The 16,625-nt window shown below is 64.2% G+C and carries 17 protein-coding genes; all 17 read right to left on the reverse strand.

Annotated elements, in window-relative coordinates; genetic code table 11:
* Entirely contained in the window at nucleotides 1-1,623 is a 1,623-nt protein-coding gene (locus ACY8GK_RS10975) for a methyl-accepting chemotaxis protein (RefSeq protein ID WP_462401271.1), read from the reverse strand.
* A gap of 136 nt (nucleotides 1,624-1,759) precedes the next feature.
* Complete coding sequence (locus tag ACY8GK_RS10980; protein ID WP_462401272.1) at nucleotides 1,760-2,473, reverse strand: tellurite resistance TerB family protein; 714 nt, start codon at nucleotides 2,471-2,473, stop codon at nucleotides 1,760-1,762.
* 136 nt (nucleotides 2,474-2,609) lie between these two features.
* Nucleotides 2,610-3,716, reverse strand: coding sequence for an NADH:flavin oxidoreductase/NADH oxidase (locus ACY8GK_RS10985; RefSeq protein WP_196177725.1), 1,107 nt, complete (start codon nucleotides 3,714-3,716; stop codon nucleotides 2,610-2,612).
* 103 nt (nucleotides 3,717-3,819) lie between these two features.
* Nucleotides 3,820-5,529, reverse strand: a complete 1,710-nt coding sequence (gene recJ / locus ACY8GK_RS10990; RefSeq protein ID WP_196177727.1) for a single-stranded-DNA-specific exonuclease RecJ — start codon at nucleotides 5,527-5,529, stop codon at nucleotides 3,820-3,822.
* 24 nt (nucleotides 5,530-5,553) lie between these two features.
* Nucleotides 5,554-6,096, reverse strand: a complete 543-nt coding sequence (locus ACY8GK_RS10995) for a YaeQ family protein (protein ID WP_196177729.1) — start codon at nucleotides 6,094-6,096, stop codon at nucleotides 5,554-5,556.
* Between the two features lie 315 nt (nucleotides 6,097-6,411).
* A complete protein-coding gene (locus ACY8GK_RS11000) occupies nucleotides 6,412-6,693 on the reverse strand; it encodes a DUF3509 domain-containing protein (protein ID WP_196177731.1) in 282 nt (93 codons plus the stop codon).
* A gap of 79 nt (nucleotides 6,694-6,772) precedes the next feature.
* Complete coding sequence (locus ACY8GK_RS11005) at nucleotides 6,773-7,213, reverse strand: response regulator (RefSeq protein WP_462401273.1); 441 nt, start codon at nucleotides 7,211-7,213, stop codon at nucleotides 6,773-6,775.
* 158 nt (nucleotides 7,214-7,371) lie between these two features.
* Nucleotides 7,372-8,781: a threonine synthase gene (gene thrC, locus ACY8GK_RS11010; RefSeq protein ID WP_196177735.1), complete on the reverse strand. Its 1,410-nt coding sequence runs from the start codon at nucleotides 8,779-8,781 to the stop codon at nucleotides 7,372-7,374.
* A 232-nt stretch (nucleotides 8,782-9,013) separates the two neighbouring features.
* The gene (locus tag ACY8GK_RS11015; protein ID WP_462401274.1) at nucleotides 9,014-10,318 is read right to left on the reverse strand and encodes a homoserine dehydrogenase; all 1,305 of its coding nucleotides are present in this window, start codon (nucleotides 10,316-10,318) and stop codon (nucleotides 9,014-9,016) included.
* 80 nt (nucleotides 10,319-10,398) lie between these two features.
* Complete coding sequence (locus tag ACY8GK_RS11020) at nucleotides 10,399-11,142, reverse strand: DsbC family protein (protein ID WP_196177739.1); 744 nt, start codon at nucleotides 11,140-11,142, stop codon at nucleotides 10,399-10,401.
* A gap of 149 nt (nucleotides 11,143-11,291) precedes the next feature.
* The gene (gene xerD, locus ACY8GK_RS11025) at nucleotides 11,292-12,188 is read right to left on the reverse strand and encodes a site-specific tyrosine recombinase XerD (protein WP_196177741.1); all 897 of its coding nucleotides are present in this window, start codon (nucleotides 12,186-12,188) and stop codon (nucleotides 11,292-11,294) included.
* A gap of 137 nt (nucleotides 12,189-12,325) precedes the next feature.
* Nucleotides 12,326-12,733: an acyl-CoA thioesterase gene (locus tag ACY8GK_RS11030; protein WP_196177743.1), complete on the reverse strand. Its 408-nt coding sequence runs from the start codon at nucleotides 12,731-12,733 to the stop codon at nucleotides 12,326-12,328.
* Between the two features lie 98 nt (nucleotides 12,734-12,831).
* Nucleotides 12,832-13,182, reverse strand: a complete 351-nt coding sequence (gene rplS, locus ACY8GK_RS11035) for a 50S ribosomal protein L19 (RefSeq protein ID WP_003252148.1) — start codon at nucleotides 13,180-13,182, stop codon at nucleotides 12,832-12,834.
* Between the two features lie 42 nt (nucleotides 13,183-13,224).
* Nucleotides 13,225-13,977 carry a tRNA (guanosine(37)-N1)-methyltransferase TrmD gene (gene trmD / locus ACY8GK_RS11040; protein WP_196177745.1) on the reverse strand — a complete coding sequence of 251 codons (753 nt, stop codon included), beginning with the start codon at nucleotides 13,975-13,977 and terminating at the stop codon, nucleotides 13,225-13,227.
* Nucleotides 13,978-13,980: 3 nt separating this feature from the next.
* Nucleotides 13,981-14,517 (reverse strand): ribosome maturation factor RimM, encoded by a 537-nt coding sequence (rimM, locus tag ACY8GK_RS11045; protein ID WP_196177747.1) that lies wholly within the window; start codon nucleotides 14,515-14,517, stop codon nucleotides 13,981-13,983.
* Nucleotides 14,518-14,522: 5 nt separating this feature from the next.
* Complete coding sequence (rpsP, locus tag ACY8GK_RS11050) at nucleotides 14,523-14,774, reverse strand: 30S ribosomal protein S16 (RefSeq protein WP_462401275.1); 252 nt, start codon at nucleotides 14,772-14,774, stop codon at nucleotides 14,523-14,525.
* 231 nt (nucleotides 14,775-15,005) lie between these two features.
* Complete coding sequence (gene ffh, locus ACY8GK_RS11055) at nucleotides 15,006-16,382, reverse strand: signal recognition particle protein (RefSeq protein ID WP_196177752.1); 1,377 nt, start codon at nucleotides 16,380-16,382, stop codon at nucleotides 15,006-15,008.
* Nucleotides 16,383-16,625 lie beyond the last annotated feature (243 nt).

The raw sequence follows: 16,625 nt of genomic DNA on the forward strand, positions 1-16,625 counted from the left end.
TCAGACTTTGAAGCGCGACACGCCACCGCGCAGACCGGCCGCCACCTGGCTGAGTTCATCGATGGCGAAGCTGGCCTGGCGCAAGGATTCGACCGTCTGGCTGCTGGCATCGCCAAGCTGCGCCAGCGCCTGGTTGATCTGCTCTGCGCCGGTGGCCTGGGCCTGCATGCCCTCGTTGACCATCAGTACGCGAGGAGCCAGTGCCTGCACCTGCTGAATGATCTGGGTCAATTGCTCGCCCACCTGCTGCACCTCGAACATGCCCCGGCGCACTTCCTCGGAAAACTTGTCCATGCCCATGACGCCAGCTGACACCGCCGACTGGATCTCGCGCACCATCTGTTCGATATCGTAGGTGGCTACCGCGGTCTGGTCGGCCAGACGCCGGACTTCCGTGGCCACCACGGCGAAGCCGCGCCCGTACTCCCCGGCCTTCTCGGCCTCGATGGCGGCGTTGAGCGAAAGCAGGTTGGTCTGGTCGGCGACCTTGACGATGGTGACCACCATCTGGTTGATGTTGCTGGCCTTCTCGTTGAGGATCGCCAGCTTGGCGTTGACCAGGTCGGCCGCGCCCATGACCTGGTGCATGGTGTCCTCCATTCGCGCCAGCCCCTGCTGCCCGGATCCGGCCAGCACCGAAGCCTGATCGGCGGCGGAGGTGACTTCGGTCATGGTACGCACGAGGTCGCGGGAGGTCGCCGCGATCTCCCGCGAGGTCGCGCCGATTTCGGTGGTGGTCGCCGCGGTCTCGGTGGCGGTAGCCTGCTGCTGCCGGGACGTGGCGGCGATTTCGGTCACCGAGGTGGTGACCTGCACCGACGAACGCTGGGCCTGCGAGACCAGGCCGGCGAGCGCCTCGGCCATGTCGTTGAAACCGGTCTCGATGGCGTCGAATTCATCCTTGCGAGCCAGGTTCAGACGCACGCTCAGGTCACCCGAGCGCAGGCGGTCGAGCGCCTGGACGATACTGCGCATGGGCCCGGTGATGGCGCGCATCAGCAGCAGGCCGCACACACCCGCGGCAATGATGGCCAGGACCAGCGACACGAGCATGCTGCCCTTGGCCGTGTTAGCCGCGGTGACGATGGCTTCGGTGGCCTGGTCGGCGGTCTCCCGGTTGCGCTCGATGACCGTGTTCAGGTGCTTGCGTCCCTCGGCCCAGATCGGTGTCAGCACATCGGCGATCAGTCGCTCGGCTTCGGTGTAGCGCTTCTGTCGGTAGGCATCGAGCACTTGGCCGATGGCCTTGAGGTAGTCCTGCTGCAGGCGGATGAAGACATCGAAGCTGGCCTGGTCCTCGCGGCTATGGATCGTGCCTTGGTAACTGGCCATGTGCTGCTTGAGGCGCTCCTCGAAGCTCTTGTAGAGCTCCAGGTCGGCCGGCGCCAGGTCGCGCCGCCCGCTCAGGCCTACCAGCTGCTGGCTGGCGACGTAGCTGTCGACCCAGGCGCTGCGGATCATCGAGCTGTAGTAGACACCGGGAATGCTGTCGGCACCGACCGCCTTCTGGCTATTCTCGATCGCGGCGAGTCGCGAATAGGCAGCCACGATCATCAACAGCATGATGGCGATGATCACGGCAAAGCTTGCCAGAATCCGTTGGCGCAAGGTCCAGTTCTTCACGATCAGCCCTCAGGAATACTCAACGAGCGGGAAAAGCGCCAGAGTATAGCCCAGGCGCCTCGCGCGAGGGGATGAGCGGCAAGCTGGGCGGCGGTGCTTCAGGTTCACCGATCAGCTTGTAGCTTGGAGCTTGGGGCTATTGCTCCAGTGCCTGGCTGGCCTGGGCTTCCAGCTCCTGGCGCAGCCCTGGCTCGAGCTTCAGCTGGCGGGCCAGTTCGTCGAGGTAGGCACGCTCCATGAAGTTTTCCTGATCGACCATCATCAGGCTGGCCAGGTACATTTCGGCGGCCATTTCCGGAGTGCGCGCGGCGCGGGCGACTTCGACAGGGTCCAGCGGCTTGTTCAGCTCGTGGTGCAGCCACTGCTGCAGTTCGCTGTCGCTGCCCAGGCGGGTGAATTCACCCTCGATCAAGGTACGCTCGCGCTCATCGACATGGCCGTCGGACTTGGCGGCCGCCACCAGAGCCCTGAGGATGGCCTGGCTGTGCTCCTCGACCTCGGCCGGCGGCAGGCGGTCGAGGGTCTGCGGCTCGCTGCGCTGCACATCGCCCTGGCGAGCCTGCCAGTTGCCCAGCGCCTTGTAGGCCAGCACCCCAAGTGCGGCCAGGCCGCCGTAAGCCAGAGCCTTGCCGCCGTATTTGCGTGCCTTCTTGCTGCCCATGAGCATGCCCATGGCACTGGCAGCCATGGCTCCGCCGCCAGCACCGGAGAGCAGACCGCCAAGCCCGCCGCCTTTGCCCTTGACGGCGCCGAGCAGGTCGCCGAGCCCCGCGCCCTTGGAGCCTTGCCGATCCTGGAGCAGCGACTGGCCGGACTTGAGCAACTGTTCGAGCAAAGCGCGAGTGTTCATCGGACATCTCCAGTGAGTGGGAAATACCAGAGTAGGTCCGTCGGCTTAACCCAGGCTTAATGGATTTGCATCTGGATGTTGCAGTGTCAGGGCCGCCTTGGCGCTTCGCGGCGGGTGCGGCGGCCCCGGTAACGCCTCAATCGCGCAGGTCGGACTCGTGGATCGGACTTTGTCGGCTGGTCGCCCGCTGGTACTGGGCCGGCCAGGTCGCCTGGTGGCCGCCAAGATCGTCGTCGGCATGCAGCGGCCAGTACGGGTCGCGCAGCAGCTCGCGGGCCAGGAAGATCATGTCGGCCTGCCCGGTGCGCAGGATATGCTCGGCCTGGGCCGGCTCGGTGATCATGCCGACGGTGCCGGTGGCCAGGCCGGACTCCTTGCGCACCCTTTCGGCGAAGCGTGTCTGGTAGCCAGGCCCGGTCGGAATCTCGGCATTGGCCGAGGTACCACCGGAAGACACATCGATCAGGTCCACGCCCAGGTCTTTCAAGCGCCTGGCCAGCTCGACGGTTTCGTCCGGATTCCAGCCATCCTCGACCCAGTCGGTCGCCGAGACGCGCACGAACACCGGCAATTCCTCTGGCCAGATCTCTCGCACCCTGCGAGTGATCTCCAGGGTCAGGCCAATGCGCTTCTCGAAGCTGCCGCCATGCTCGTCGCGGCGCTGGTTGCTCAAGGGCGAGAGGAACTGGTGAAGCAGGTAGCCATGCGCGGCATGGATCTCGACGACCTTGAACCCGGCCTGCAGCGACCTGCGCGCGGCATCGACGAAGGCCTGCACGATCTGTTCGATCTGCACCCCATCAAGCTCCAGCGGCACCGTGTGCTCGGGATCGAAGGCAATTCCCGACGGCCCGACAGGCTGCCAGCCGCCCTCTTCGGGCGGTACGCTGCCGTGCTTGCCCAGCCAGGGGCGATAGGTACTGGCCTTGCGCCCGGCATGGGCCAGCTGGATCCCCGGGACGCTGCCCTGGGCGGTGATGAAGCGGGTGATCCGCTGCAACGGCGCGACCTGCGCATCGTTCCACAACCCCAGGTCCTCCGGCGTGATGCGGCCTTCCGGCGTGACCGCCACGGCCTCGGTCAGCACCAGCCCGGCGCCGCCGACCGCACGACTGCCAAGGTGGACCAGGTGCCAGTCATTGGCCAGGCCATCGACGCTCGAATATTGGCACATGGGCGAAACGGCGATGCGATTGGGCAGGGTCAGCTGGCGCAGGGTGTACGGCTCGAGCAGCAGGCTCATGAAATTACCTCCCAAGGACTCAAAAGTATCCAGCCTGGCCGCACGCATGCTTGCGGCCAGGGACCGGCTTCCTTGAGCCTAGACCAGATTGCCCTGGGCCGGTTCAGCGCGCTTCGATATGAGCGATCAGCAGTTGTACGCTTTCCTGTCCACGAAACTCGTTGACATCGAGCTTGTAGGCCAGCTCCACCCAGCGCACCGTCGGATTCGGCCAGGCTTCGCGATCGATACCGAAGGCGATGCCGTCCAGGCGCACGGCGCCGCATTCGCTCTTGAGCACGACCTTCAGGTGACGCTCGCCGACGATCCGCTGCTCGACCAGCTGGAACACGCCGTGGAACAATGGCTCGGGGAAATGCTGCCCCCAGGGCCCGGCCTGGCGCAAGGCGCGAGCCAGGTCCAGGTGGAATTCCTCGGCAGCCAGGATGCCGTCGGACAACATCCTGCCAGTCAGGTCTTCCTCGCGCAGCTGGCGACGCACTTCCTCGTCGAACGCCTGGGCGAACGCCGGATAGTGCTCGGCGGGCAATGACAGGCCGGCAGCCATGGCATGCCCACCGAACTTGCTGATCAACCGCGGATGGCGGGCCGCGACCGCATCCAGGGCATCACGCACATGGAAGCCTGGCACCGAGCGTGCCGAGCCCTTGAGCATCCCCTCTCCGGCATCGGCGAAGGCGATGGTCGGCCGGTGGTAACGCTCCTTCAGGCGCGAAGCGAGAATACCGATCACTCCCTGGTGCCAGTCGGGGTCGAACAGACACAGGCCATACGGCATCGACTCGACGGCAAGCTCTTTGAGCTGGGCCAGGGCTTCGCGCTGCATGCCCTGCTCGATGGATTTGCGGTCCTGGTTGAGTTCATCCAGCTGCACGGCCATGTCCCGCGCCAGGCCAAGGTCGTCGCAGAGCAGGCACTCGATGCCCAGGCTCATGTCGTCCAGCCGCCCGGCGGCGTTGAGCCGCGGCCCCAGGATGAAGCCCAGGTCGGTCGAGGTGATGCGCTGATGGTCGCGCCGTGCCACCTCCAGGATGGCCTTGAGTCCAGGGCGGGCGCGACCGGCGCGAATCCGCTCGATGCCCTGGTGGACCAAGATGCGGTTGTTGGCGTCCAGCGGCACCACGTCGGCGACGCTACCCAAGGCCACCAGGTCGAGCAGCTCGCCGATGTTCGGTTGCGCCTGGTTCGCATAGCGCCCCAGGGCACGCAACCGCGCGCGCAAGGCCATGAGCACGTAGAAGATCACGCCGACCCCTGCCAGGGCCTTGCTCGGGAACTCGCAGCCGGGCTGGTTGGGATTGACGATCGCATCGGCCCCGGGCAACTGCGAGCCCGGCAGGTGGTGATCGGTGACCAGTACCTTGAGCCCGGCCTGTTTCGCCGCAGCCACGCCCTCGACGCTGGAAATGCCGTTATCCACGGTCACCAGCAACTGGGGCTGGCGCTGCAAGGCCACCTCGACGATCTCCGGCGTCAGGCCATAGCCGTATTCGAAGCGGTTGGGCACCAGGTAGTCCACATGTGCCGCGCCGAGCAATCGCAAGCCCAGCACCCCGACGGTACTGGCGGTGGCGCCATCGGCATCGAAGTCGCCGACGATGAGGATCCGCTGGCGCTGGTCGATGGCTTCGACCAGCAGCTCGACCGCCGCCTCGATGCCCTTGAGCTGCTGATAAGGCAGCAAGCGTGCCAGGCTCTTGTCCAGCTCGGCCTCGCTGCGCACCCCGCGCGCGGCATACAGGCGGGTCAGCAGCGGTGGCAACTGGCCGAGGAAAGGCAGGTTTTCAGGCAGGGGACGAGGTTCGATGCGCATGGGTCTTCAGTCAGTCCGATCAGGTCAGCCACGCTCGCCGAGCAGCCACTGCAGCTGCACTTCGTGCTGGCCGCGGTCGTCGGTGACGAACAGCGTACCCTCGCTGATCATCACGTCCCACTTGATGGTGCGTGGCATGTCATGGGCGAGGACTTCCAGTGCCTCCTGCGGCACGGCGGCAATGCTCAGGTTCTTCAGCCCCTTGACCGCATCGACCACCTTGCCTTGCCAGACCCGCAGGCTACCGTAGGCGAGCAGGCTGGTACGCTCGGTACGGCGCGAGCACCAGGTCAGGCGCTCGGCATCGGGCTGGCCGACTTCGATCCAGTGCAGGATCCGGTCGTCCAGGCTCTTTTCCCAGAGCGCGGCTTCGTCGACATCCGACAAGCCACGGCCGAACGACAGGCCCTCGTCGTACCACAGCGCGTAGGCCAGCAGGCGCACGGCCATGCGTTCCTCGGTTTCGGACGGATGACGGGCGATGGTCTGCCTGACGTTTTCATAGACGCCGCGATCGAGGTCGGTCAGATTCAGTTCGAACTTGTACGTGGTGGACGGCTGGGCCATGGACGAGGGGCTTCTGCAGGGAAAGGCGCACAGTCTACCTGATCCTGCAGCCCGGTGCGCCGCGACCGCAGCGGCCGTCCAGAACATGGAGCAAAACCGATGCTTTTACCCTGCCGCCTTGCCGTGCCAAGCGAGCGGGGCCGGGCTTCGTGTGGCCTGCCTTGCCTGAGGGCGATCAGTACTGGAAAAAAGAAACCCCGGACGCTGGGGAAGACGTCCGGGGTCAATCGAAAGCCTCGCAAGGCTTCCCGAGGCAGCCAGCCAGTACCGGAGCAAAGCACCGCACGACTGCCATTGCAGTGTCTGACGACAGGCTCAGGCAAAGGTTCCCAGGGACTGCTGGCGATGCTGGAGCGCGGCGATGACACAAGGCTGCAGGCGCCCTTCGGCGATCTGCAGGTCGCGATGCAAGCCATCGACGAGATCGACGAGCAGGCGCTGGTCGTGCAACTGGGAAGCGGTCACCGCCTGTCGCAGCACCAGGCTGCCCCGGCTGTCGAACACCGACAGTTCGCGATTGGCGGCGGCATCGGCCTCGCCCAGCTTGGCGTGATAGGGGGTCAAGGCATCATTGAGCAATCTGCAGATTCTTTCCATCCGGCTCACTCGCTTGGTCTGGTTGAGTATCTGAATTGACTATCAAGCGAAGCGGAAAGTTCTTGGCGCAACGCCTGTTTCAGCGAGCATGGGTGGGAAACATGACCGTCTGGCGACAATCGCCTGGCTGCCAGCGCCGATCGAGACGCAAGCGTTGCAGCAGGCGTTCGAGCGCCGGCGTCGACAATGGCCATGGCAACTCCCCGAGCACCCAGAGGCCGTGCTCGCGCGCCATGACTCCCAGGTTGCCGAGCGCATGCCCGGGCTTTCCGACCAGCATCAGGGCACGGGCGTTGCCGCCGCGCGCGGCTTGCTCGAGCAACCTGCTGCCTTGCGTGAGCGGCATGCCATGATCGAGCACCAGCAGGTCGGTGCGCCGGCCATGAGCGAGCCTGGCACGAATCGCAAGCGGGTCGGGCGTCACTTGTACGTCGAACACGCCTTGCGCGTTGAAGGCCTGGTGCAGGGTTATCTGATGGAAAGGACGCTCCTGGTGAATCAGGACGTTCAACCGATGCATGCGCGTCTCCCGAGGCAAGTGGTCTCGCTGCGAAGCGGCCACTCTAGGAAAGGCATCGACAGGGTTTATATAGGAAAAGGCTGAAGGTTTCGAAGAAACGTCCGTTCAACGAGGCTGCCGACAAGCGACGCCGAGCGGCGCCGCCTGCCGGCCCACGCTCAGAGCGGTTTGCCGCGGTTGCCGTGCTGGCTGACGAAGCCCTGGACTGCCGCCAGATCGTTGGGCAGGACGGTGCTACGCTCTTCCCGGCTGAACAGGTCGCTCAGGTGGGCAGGCAGCTCCAGCGCCTTGCCGACACCCGCCTGCTCCACCGCCTCGGGGAACTTCACCGGGTGCGCGGTACCCAGCACGACCATCGGGATGTCCAGGCTGCGGCGGCATTCGCGGGCGGCCTTGACGCCGATCGCGGTATGCGGATCGAGCACTTCGCCGGTGCTGGCGAACACCTCGGCGATGGTCTGGCACGTCTGCTCGTCGCTTACCGCCAGGGAATCGAACAGCTTGCGTGCTTCGCTCCAGCGGTCCTGTTCGACGCTGAAGCCGCCACCCTGGCGGAAACGGTCCATCAGCTCGGCGATCGCCGAACCGCTGCGACCGTGCAGGTCGAACAGCAGGCGCTCGAAATTCGAAGAGACCATGATGTCCATCGACGGCGACAGCGTGGCGTGCAAGGTTTCCTTGACGTACTGGTTGCCGCTCATGAAGCGGTGCAGGATATCGTTGCGGTTGGTGGCCACCACCAGCTGGCTGATCGGCAATCCCATGTTGCGCGCCAGGTAGCCGGCGAAGATGTCGCCGAAGTTGCCGGTCGGCACCGAGAACGCCACCGAGCGCGCCGGCCCGCCCAGCTGCAGCGCAGCGTGGAAGTAGTAGACGATCTGGGCCATGATCCGCGCCCAGTTGATGGAGTTGACGGCGACCAGGCGGGTGCCCTTGAGGAATGACTGGTCGGCGAAGCTGGCCTTGACCATTTCCTGGCAATCGTCGAAGTTGCCTTCGATGGCGATGTTGTGGATGTTCTCGCCCAAGATGGTGGTCATCTGGCGCCGCTGCACTTCCGAGACGCGCTGGTGCGGGTGCAGGATGAAGATGTCGACATTGTCGCAGCGGCGGCAACCTTCGATGGCCGCCGAGCCGGTGTCCCCGCTGGTAGCGCCAATGATCACCACCCGCTCGCCGCGCTTGACCAGCACGTGGTCGAGCAGACGGCCGAGCAGCTGCAAGGCGAAGTCCTTGAATGCCAGGGTCGGGCCGTGGAACAGCTCCATCACCCATTCATTGCCGCCCAGCTGACGCAGCGGCGCCACCGCGGCATGGGCGAACTCACCGTATGTTTCTTCCAGGATCCGGCGGAAATCCGCATCGGCGATGCTGCCTTCGACGAATGGACGCATCACCCGGAAGGCCAGCTCGTGGTATGGCAGGCCGGCCCAGGAAGCGATTTCCTCCTGGGTGAAACGCGGCAGGTTCTCCGGCACGTAGAGGCCACCATCGCTGGCGAGCCCCGCCAGCAGGACATCTTCGAAATTCAGGGCCGGAGCCTGGCCGCGGGTACTGATATAACGCATGTGTGCAAACCTTTGGTTTGAGTGCCAGACGGCCGTGGCCTGTCTGGCGCTGAATTGTTTCGGTTGGGCCGCGAGTCGCAAGCTGCAAGCCGCAAGTCACAAGCCAAAGCCGTACGGTGTGCGCTGAGCAAGCAGTCCTGCTGCAAGCTACCCGGTGCGAATGCAAGCGACAAGCCTCCAGTCAACACCGCTCGGCTTGCAGCTCGCAGCTTGCGACTCGTAGCGCGTGCGCTCAGGCCAGCTGTTCGACGCGAATGCGCACCACCTTGCCGGCCACGTCCTGCAGGCTCTCCAGCGCGACGATGGCGTCGTCGATGCGCTTTTCCACCACGCGGTGGGTGACCAGGATCATCGGGACCAGACCATCCTGCTCTTCGGCCTCCTTCTGCATGATCGATTCGATGTTGATGCCACGCTCGGACAGAATGCTGGCGACCTGGGCCAGCACGCCTGGATGGTCCTTGGCCTGGATGCGCAGGTAGTAGGCGCTTTCGCACGCCTCGATCGGCAGAATCGGATGAGCCGACAGGGCATCAGGCTGGAAGGCCAGGTGCGGAACACGGTTTTCCGGGTCCGACGTCATGGCGCGTACCACATCGACCAGGTCCGCCACCACCGACGAAGCCGTTGGCTCCATGCCGGCGCCGGCGCCGTAATACAGGCTGGAGCCGGCGGCGTCGCCATTGACCATGACGGCGTTCATCACGCCATTGACGTTGGCGATCAGGCGGTCGGCCGGGATCAGGGTCGGATGCACGCGCAGTTCGATGCCACTGGCGGTGCTGCGCGCCACGCCCAGGTGCTTGATCCGGTAGCCCAGGGCTTCGGCATAGTCCACGTCGGCGGTGGTCAGCTGAGTGATGCCTTCGGTGTAGGCCTTGTCGAACTGCAGCGGGATACCGAAGGCGATGGACGCCAGGATGGTCAGCTTGTGCGCCGCATCGATGCCTTCGACGTCGAAGGTCGGGTCGGCTTCGGCATAGCCCAGGGCCTGGGCTTCGGCGAGCACGTCGGGGAAGGCGCGACCCTTTTCGCGCATCTCGGTCAGGATGAAGTTGCCGGTGCCGTTGATGATGCCGGCCAGCCAGTTGATGCGGTTGGCCGAGAGGCCCTCACGGATGGCCTTGATGACCGGGATGCCACCGGCCACTGCAGCCTCGAAGGCCACGATCACGCCTTTCTCGCGCGCCTTGGCGAAGATTTCGTTACCGTGCACGGCGATCAGCGCCTTGTTGGCGGTCACCACGTGCTTGCCGTTCTCGATGGCCTTGAGCACCAGGTCACGAGCAATGCTGTAGCCACCGATCAGCTCGATGACGATATCGATCTCGGGATTGCTCGCGACCTCGAACACATCGGCGGTAATGGGGGTACCGGCAGTCTGGCAGTTCGGGTTCTGCGAACGCATGGCGATCTGCGCCACTTCGATGCCACGCCCGGCACGACGGGCGATTTCCTCGGCGTTGCGCTGAAGTACATTGAAGGTACCGCCACCGACGGTCCCCAACCCACAGATGCCTACTTTGACCGGTTTCACTGTGAACTCCCATAGAACGGCCGACCACGCGTCGACCGTGAAAACAGCCGTCTCCCCATGGCGACGGCGTACAGATTGATTTACTTGCCTTCGGCCAGCGCCAGCTTGGCCACCTGCGGCGCCGGCTGGTAACCGGGAATCACCTGGCCGCTCTGCAGGACGATGGCGGGCGTGCCGTTGACACCGATCGACTGCCCCAGCTCGAACTGCTTGCCGACCGGGTTGGCGCACTTGGCGGCCTTTACTTCCTTGCCTGCGATCATCTTGTCGAGGGCCGCGCGCCGATCGCTGGAGCACCATACCGCCTGCAACTGCTCGTCGCCGGCCGAGCCGATGCCTTGGCGCGGGAAGGCCACGTAGCGCACCTCGATACCGCGCCGGTTGAGCTCGGGCACCTCGGCATGCAGCTTGTGGCAGTAGGGGCAGGTGGTGTCGGTGAACACGGTGATGTGCGAACGGGTTTCGCCCTGGGCAGGATAAACCACCATTTCGCCGGCTGGAATGCCATTGATGAGCTTGGCAACGCCTTGCCGCTCGGTCTTCTCGGTCAGGTTGACGGGCTTGCCATCGCGGACCTGGAACAGATAGCCCTGCATGACGAACTGGCCATCGGCGCTGGCATACAGCACGCGGCCACCTTGCAGCCTGACTTCATAGAGGCCGTCGAGCGGGCTACTGCTCACCGCTTCGACTGGCACGTCCAGTTCGAGGCTCTGCAAGGTCTTGCGGATCGCCTGCTCGGCGGCCGAGTCGGTAGCGGCCGCAGCGGCGAAGGTACTGGCCAGCGCCAGGGCGGCGGCGGCGAAGAACGGGGTCACGCGCATGGAAACTCCTGGAGGCGGACGAGGACGGCAGGGCCTGCTTGCGCACGGCGTGGCGAGCAGACGGCTCTGCCTGCAAATCGCCCAAGCCTACCACAACGCGACGAAGCTGACCGACTCCCACCGTCCGCTCGCGTCAACATGAACAGCGCTCATCCTCGAGGATGGTGCTGTGCATGCAACTGCTGCAGCCGTGCCTTGGCCACATGGGTGTAGATCTGGGTCGTCGACAGGTCGCTATGACCCAGCAGCATCTGCACCACGCGCAAGTCGGCGCCATGGTTGAGCAGGTGCGTGGCGAAGGCATGGCGCAAGGTGTGTGGCGACAGCGCCTTGTCTATGCCAGCGACCCTGGCCTGGTGCTTGATGCGATGCCAGAAGGTCTGGCGCGTCATCTGCTCGCCCCGCTGGCTAGGGAACAGTACGTCGCTCGGGCGCCCATCGAGCAGCTCGGCACGTCCGTCGCGCAGGTAGCGCTCGACCCAGACTACGGCTTCCTCGCCCATCGGCACCAGGCGCTCCTTGCTGCCCTTGCCCATGACCCGCAGGACGCCCTGGCGCAGGTTCACCTGGTCGAGCGTCAGGCTGACCAGCTCGGTCACCCGCAAGCCGCAGGCGTACAGCACCTCGAGCATCGCCCGGTCACGCTGACCGATCGCCTCGCCCAGATCCGGCGCCTGCAACAGCGCCTCCACATCGGCCTCGGACAGCGACTTGGGCAACGGCCGTCCCAGCTGCGGCATTTCCACCAGCAAGGTCGGGTCCACCGCTACCCGCTGCTCACGCAACAGGTAGCGGAAGAAGCCACGCAGCCCGGAAATGAAGCGCGCCGTCGAACGCGGCTTGTACCCTTGCTCGAGCCGCCAGGCCAGGTGATCGAGGATCATTTCCCGCCCCACCTGCGCCAGGTCCACGCCACGCTCGTGCAGCCAGCCATTGAACAGGGCCAGGTCGCTTCTGTATGACTGGCGAGTGTTCTCGGAAAGCCCTTTCTCCAGCCACAGGGCATCGAGAAACTGATCGATCAGGGGGTGGTCGAGTGCTGGCATGCGCTGTGGCGCCTCTGCTATGGATCGGAGGATGCGAGCAAGCACAAGCGTTGCGCGGCGAGGTTTGCCATGTGCCATGGCCAACCTGCAGCAGCACCGCTGGTAACTTGTGGTTCATGGCTTGCGGCCGCTCAGGATCAGGCGTTCGGCAGCACTGGCACGGGGCGCTTGTCCTCGTCGATGGCGACGAAGCTGAAGACACCATGGATCGCACGCTCGCGCCCATCCACGTACATGTTCTCGACGAACACCTCGACTTCGACTTGCAGGCTGGTAGTGCCGACCTTGACCACCGTGCCTACCAATTCCACGATCGAGCCAGCCGGGATCGGGTGCTTGAAGTCGATGCGATCGGTCGATACGGTCACTAGCGGCAGGCGGCAGAAGCGCGTGGCGGCGATGAACGAGACTTCGTCCATCCAGGCCAGGGCGGTACCACCGAACAACGTATTGTGATGATTGGTCGTGGACGGGAACACGGCTTTGGTCACGCGGGTGACCGACAGCTCGGTGCGGCGCTGGATCTCTTGGTCTCGGGTAGTCATGGCATCGCTTCACGAAAACGAAATGGCACAAAGCAAAAAAGCAGCCCGAAGGCTGCTTTTTTCTCGCATGGCGACCAGGGCCGCCAGTCAAACTGCACTCAGGACAGTTTTTCCTTGATGCGAGCGGCTTTGCCGGACAGGTCGCGCAGATAGTACAGCTTGGCTTTACGCACGTCACCACGACGTTTCACGGCCAGGCTGTCGATCTGTGGGCTGTAGGTCTGGAAGGTACGCTCCACGCCAACGCCGCTGGAGATCTTGCGCACGGTGAAGGCGCTGTTCAGACCACGGTTGCGCTTGGCGATGACGACACCTTCGAACGCCTGCAGACGGGAACGCTCGCCTTCCTTCACTTTCACCTGGACGACAACGGTGTCGCCGGGGGCGAAGGTCGGGATTTCCTTGCTCATCTGCTCGGCTTCGAGCTGCTGGATGATCTTGTTGGTCATGCTGTGCTCCTAAGGCGGATGATTCGATCCACCATCGATACGTTAACTATCGTCCCGCTCTCGGAGATATTCCTCGAGCAGCTTGTTCTCTTCTCCAGAAAGCGAGCGACTTTCCAGAAGATCGGCGCGTCGTTCGAAGGTCCTGCCAAGGGACTGCTTCATTCGCCAACGCCGGATGTGTGCATGGTTGCCACTGAGCAACACGTCGGGAACACGCTGATCCGCATACACCTCCGGTCGGGTGTAGTGCGGGCAATCGAGCAGACCGTCGGTGAAGGAGTCTTCTTCCGCCGAATCCACATGCCCTAAAGCTCCGGGCAGCAGCCGTGTAACCGCATCGATCAGCACCATGGCCGGCAGCTCGCCACCGGACAGGACATAGTCGCCAATCGACCACTCTTCATCGACATGCGCGTCTATGAAACGCTCGTCGATGCCTTCGTAACGACCGGCGATCAGGATCAGAGATTCCTGTTGCGCCAGGTCCTTGACCGCCCGCTGGGTCAGCTTGCGGCCTTGTGGCGAAAGGTAGATCACCTTCGCCGTCGCTCCGGTCGCCTGCCTGGCGCTGGCCAGAGCATCTTCCAGAGGCTTGATCTTCATCACCATGCCCGGACCACCGCCAAAAGGCCGATCATCCACCGTGTGGTGGCGATCCGTGGTGTAGTCCCGCGGATTCCAGCAGGTCACTTGCAGCAACCCCTGTTTCACCGCGCGGCTGGTAATGCCGTACTCCGTGATGGCCGAGAACATCTCGGGGAACAGCGTGACCACATCGACTCGAAGGTTGCCCATCGGTCAGAAGTCCGCGTCCCAGTCGACCCGCATGACGCCGGTCGCCAGGTCGATGTCCAGCACGCACTGCTCCGTATAGGGCAGCAAGCGCTCGCGATCGTCCAGGCTGCCCGCGCAGGGCCGCACCACCAATACATCGTTCGCGCCGGTCTCCAACAGGTGATCAACCTTGCCGAACAGCTGTTCGTCCTGGTTGACGACTTGCAGACCTACCAGCTGGTACCAGTAGTACTCGCCGTCGGTCAGGTTGGGCAAAAGGCTTCGCTTGACGCAGATGTCGTAACCGCTCAGAAGACGCGCTTCGTCACGATCGTCGAGGCCCTTGAGCTTGACGACCAATCCCTTTTGCGAGGGACGACCGTTGACCAGCTCGACCTGCTTTACCACGCCTTCGTGCCGAAGCGTCCAGCGAGGATAATCCAACAGGTTTTCAATCGGATCGGTAAAGGAATACACCTTCACCTCGCCGCGAACGCCGTGAACCGAAAAAATCTTGCCGACGACGATCAGCTCGTCAGGCTTTTCTGGCGTCGCGCTCATATCGCTCAGGCGGCAGCCTTGGCAGCGTCCTTCAGCAGCTGAGCAACACGCTCAGACGGCTGCGCACCCTGGCTCAGCCAGTAGTTGGCGCGTTCCTGGTCGACCGACAGGCGAACTTCGCTGCCAGCTGCGATCGGGTTGAAGAAACCGATACGCTCGACGAAACGGCCATCACGGGCGTTACGGCTGTTGGTCACGGTCAGGTGGTAGAATGGGCGCTTCTTGGAGCCGCCACGGGCAAGACGGATGGTTACCATGTGAACATCGTTCCTGTAGTCGGTGCTGCAAATCTGAATGCACAGTGGGCACGGGTGCCCAAAAGGCCGCATATTCTCGGGGAATACACGGACATTTGCAAATGCCTTTTCGTCGAAGGCCATGCACCGCGCTCCAGACCCGCCAGTTGCGCCACCCTTCGGGGCGGCAGTGTCCCCCGCCAGGGCGGGGTTCCGGCCAGCCACCGTGATCGGCAGCCGGCCCGAATCAGGTCACAGCTTGGGCATGCCGCCGCCCGGCAGCATCCCGCCGAGGCCACGCATCATCTTGGCCATGCCGCCCTTGCTGGAGAACTTCTTCATCATCTTCTGCATCTGCTTGTGCTGTTTGATCAGCCGTCCGACATCCTGCACCTGAGTGCCGGAGCCGAGCGCGATGCGCCGCTTGCGCGAACCACTGATGACGTCGGGATCGCGACGCTCGGCCGGGGTCATGGAGTTGATGATCGCCTCCATCTGCTTGAATTGCTTCTCGGCCGCGCCCTGGGCATTGCCCATCTGCGACAGATTCACCCCACCGATGCTCGGCAGCTTGTCCATCAGGCCGCCAAGCCCGCCCATGTTCTTCATCTGCTGAAGCTGGTCACGGAAGTCCTCCAGGTCGAAGCCCTTGCCTTTCTTGAGCTTCTTGGCCAGCTTGTCGGCCTTGGCCTTGTCGAGGGTCTGCTCGGCCTGCTCGATCAGGCTGAGCACGTCGCCCATGCCGAGGATCCGCGAGGCGATGCGGTCCGGATGGAACGGCTCGAGCGCCTCGCTCTTCTCGCCCATGCCGAGGAACTTGATCGGCTTGCCGGTGATGGCACGCACCGACAAGGCCGCGCCGCCGCGCGCATCGCCGTCGACCTTGGTCAGGATCACGCCGGTCAGCGGCAGCGCGTCACCGAAGGCCTTGGCCGTGTTGGCGGCGTCCTGGCCGGTCATGGCATCGACCACGAACAAGGTTTCGACCGGCTTGACCGCCGCGTGCAGGGCCTTGATCTCGTCCATCATGTCGGCATCGACATGCAGGCGACCGGCGGTATCGACGATGACCACGTCGATGTACTTGAGCCTGGCCTCGCGGATGGCCGCCTCGGCGATGGCCACCGGCTTCTGGGTGATGTCGGACGGGAAGAAGGTCACGCCGATGTCGTTGGCCAGGGTCTCGAGCTGCTTGATCGCCGCCGGACGGTAGACGTCGGCGGAGACCACCATCACCGACTTCTTCTTGCGCTCCTTGAGCAGGCGCGCCAGCTTGCCGGCGGTGGTGGTCTTGCCCGCGCCCTGCAAACCGGCCATCAGCACCACCGCCGGCGGCGCGGCATTGAGCGCGAGCTCTTCGTTGGCCGCGCCCATCAGGCCTTCCAGCTCGGCCTGGACGATCTTCACGAACGCCTGGCCCGGCGTCAGACTGCGCGACACCTCGGTGCCGACCGCGCGCTCCTTGACGCTGTTGACGAAATCCTTGACCACCGGCAAGGCGACATCGGCTTCGAGCAACGCCATGCGCACTTCACGCAAGGTGTCCTTGATGTTGTCTTCGGTCAGCTTGGCCTTGCCGGTGACATGGCGCAGCGTCTGTGACAGGCGGTCGGTCAGGTTTTCGAACATGGTGATCCTTTCAGGCTTGGCGAAGCCGAGGTTTGTCAGGCGCCCACGGGAAACGACTCGCGAAAGGCGCAGCAAGCCGGCGATTATAACCAAGACTGGCCTGCGCGCACACCTCGCCCGGACGGAGCGCCCGGCAACCCGACAGCCCCGCCCGGGCCCGGCCAGTCGCCCGCCCGCCAATGCCCCGGCAAGGTCGCCAGGCTTCCTTGGCGTGACCGTTCTATGCCAAACTCCATTTCTTTG

It is taken from the genome of Pseudomonas sp. Marseille-QA0332 (assembly GCF_054950175.1).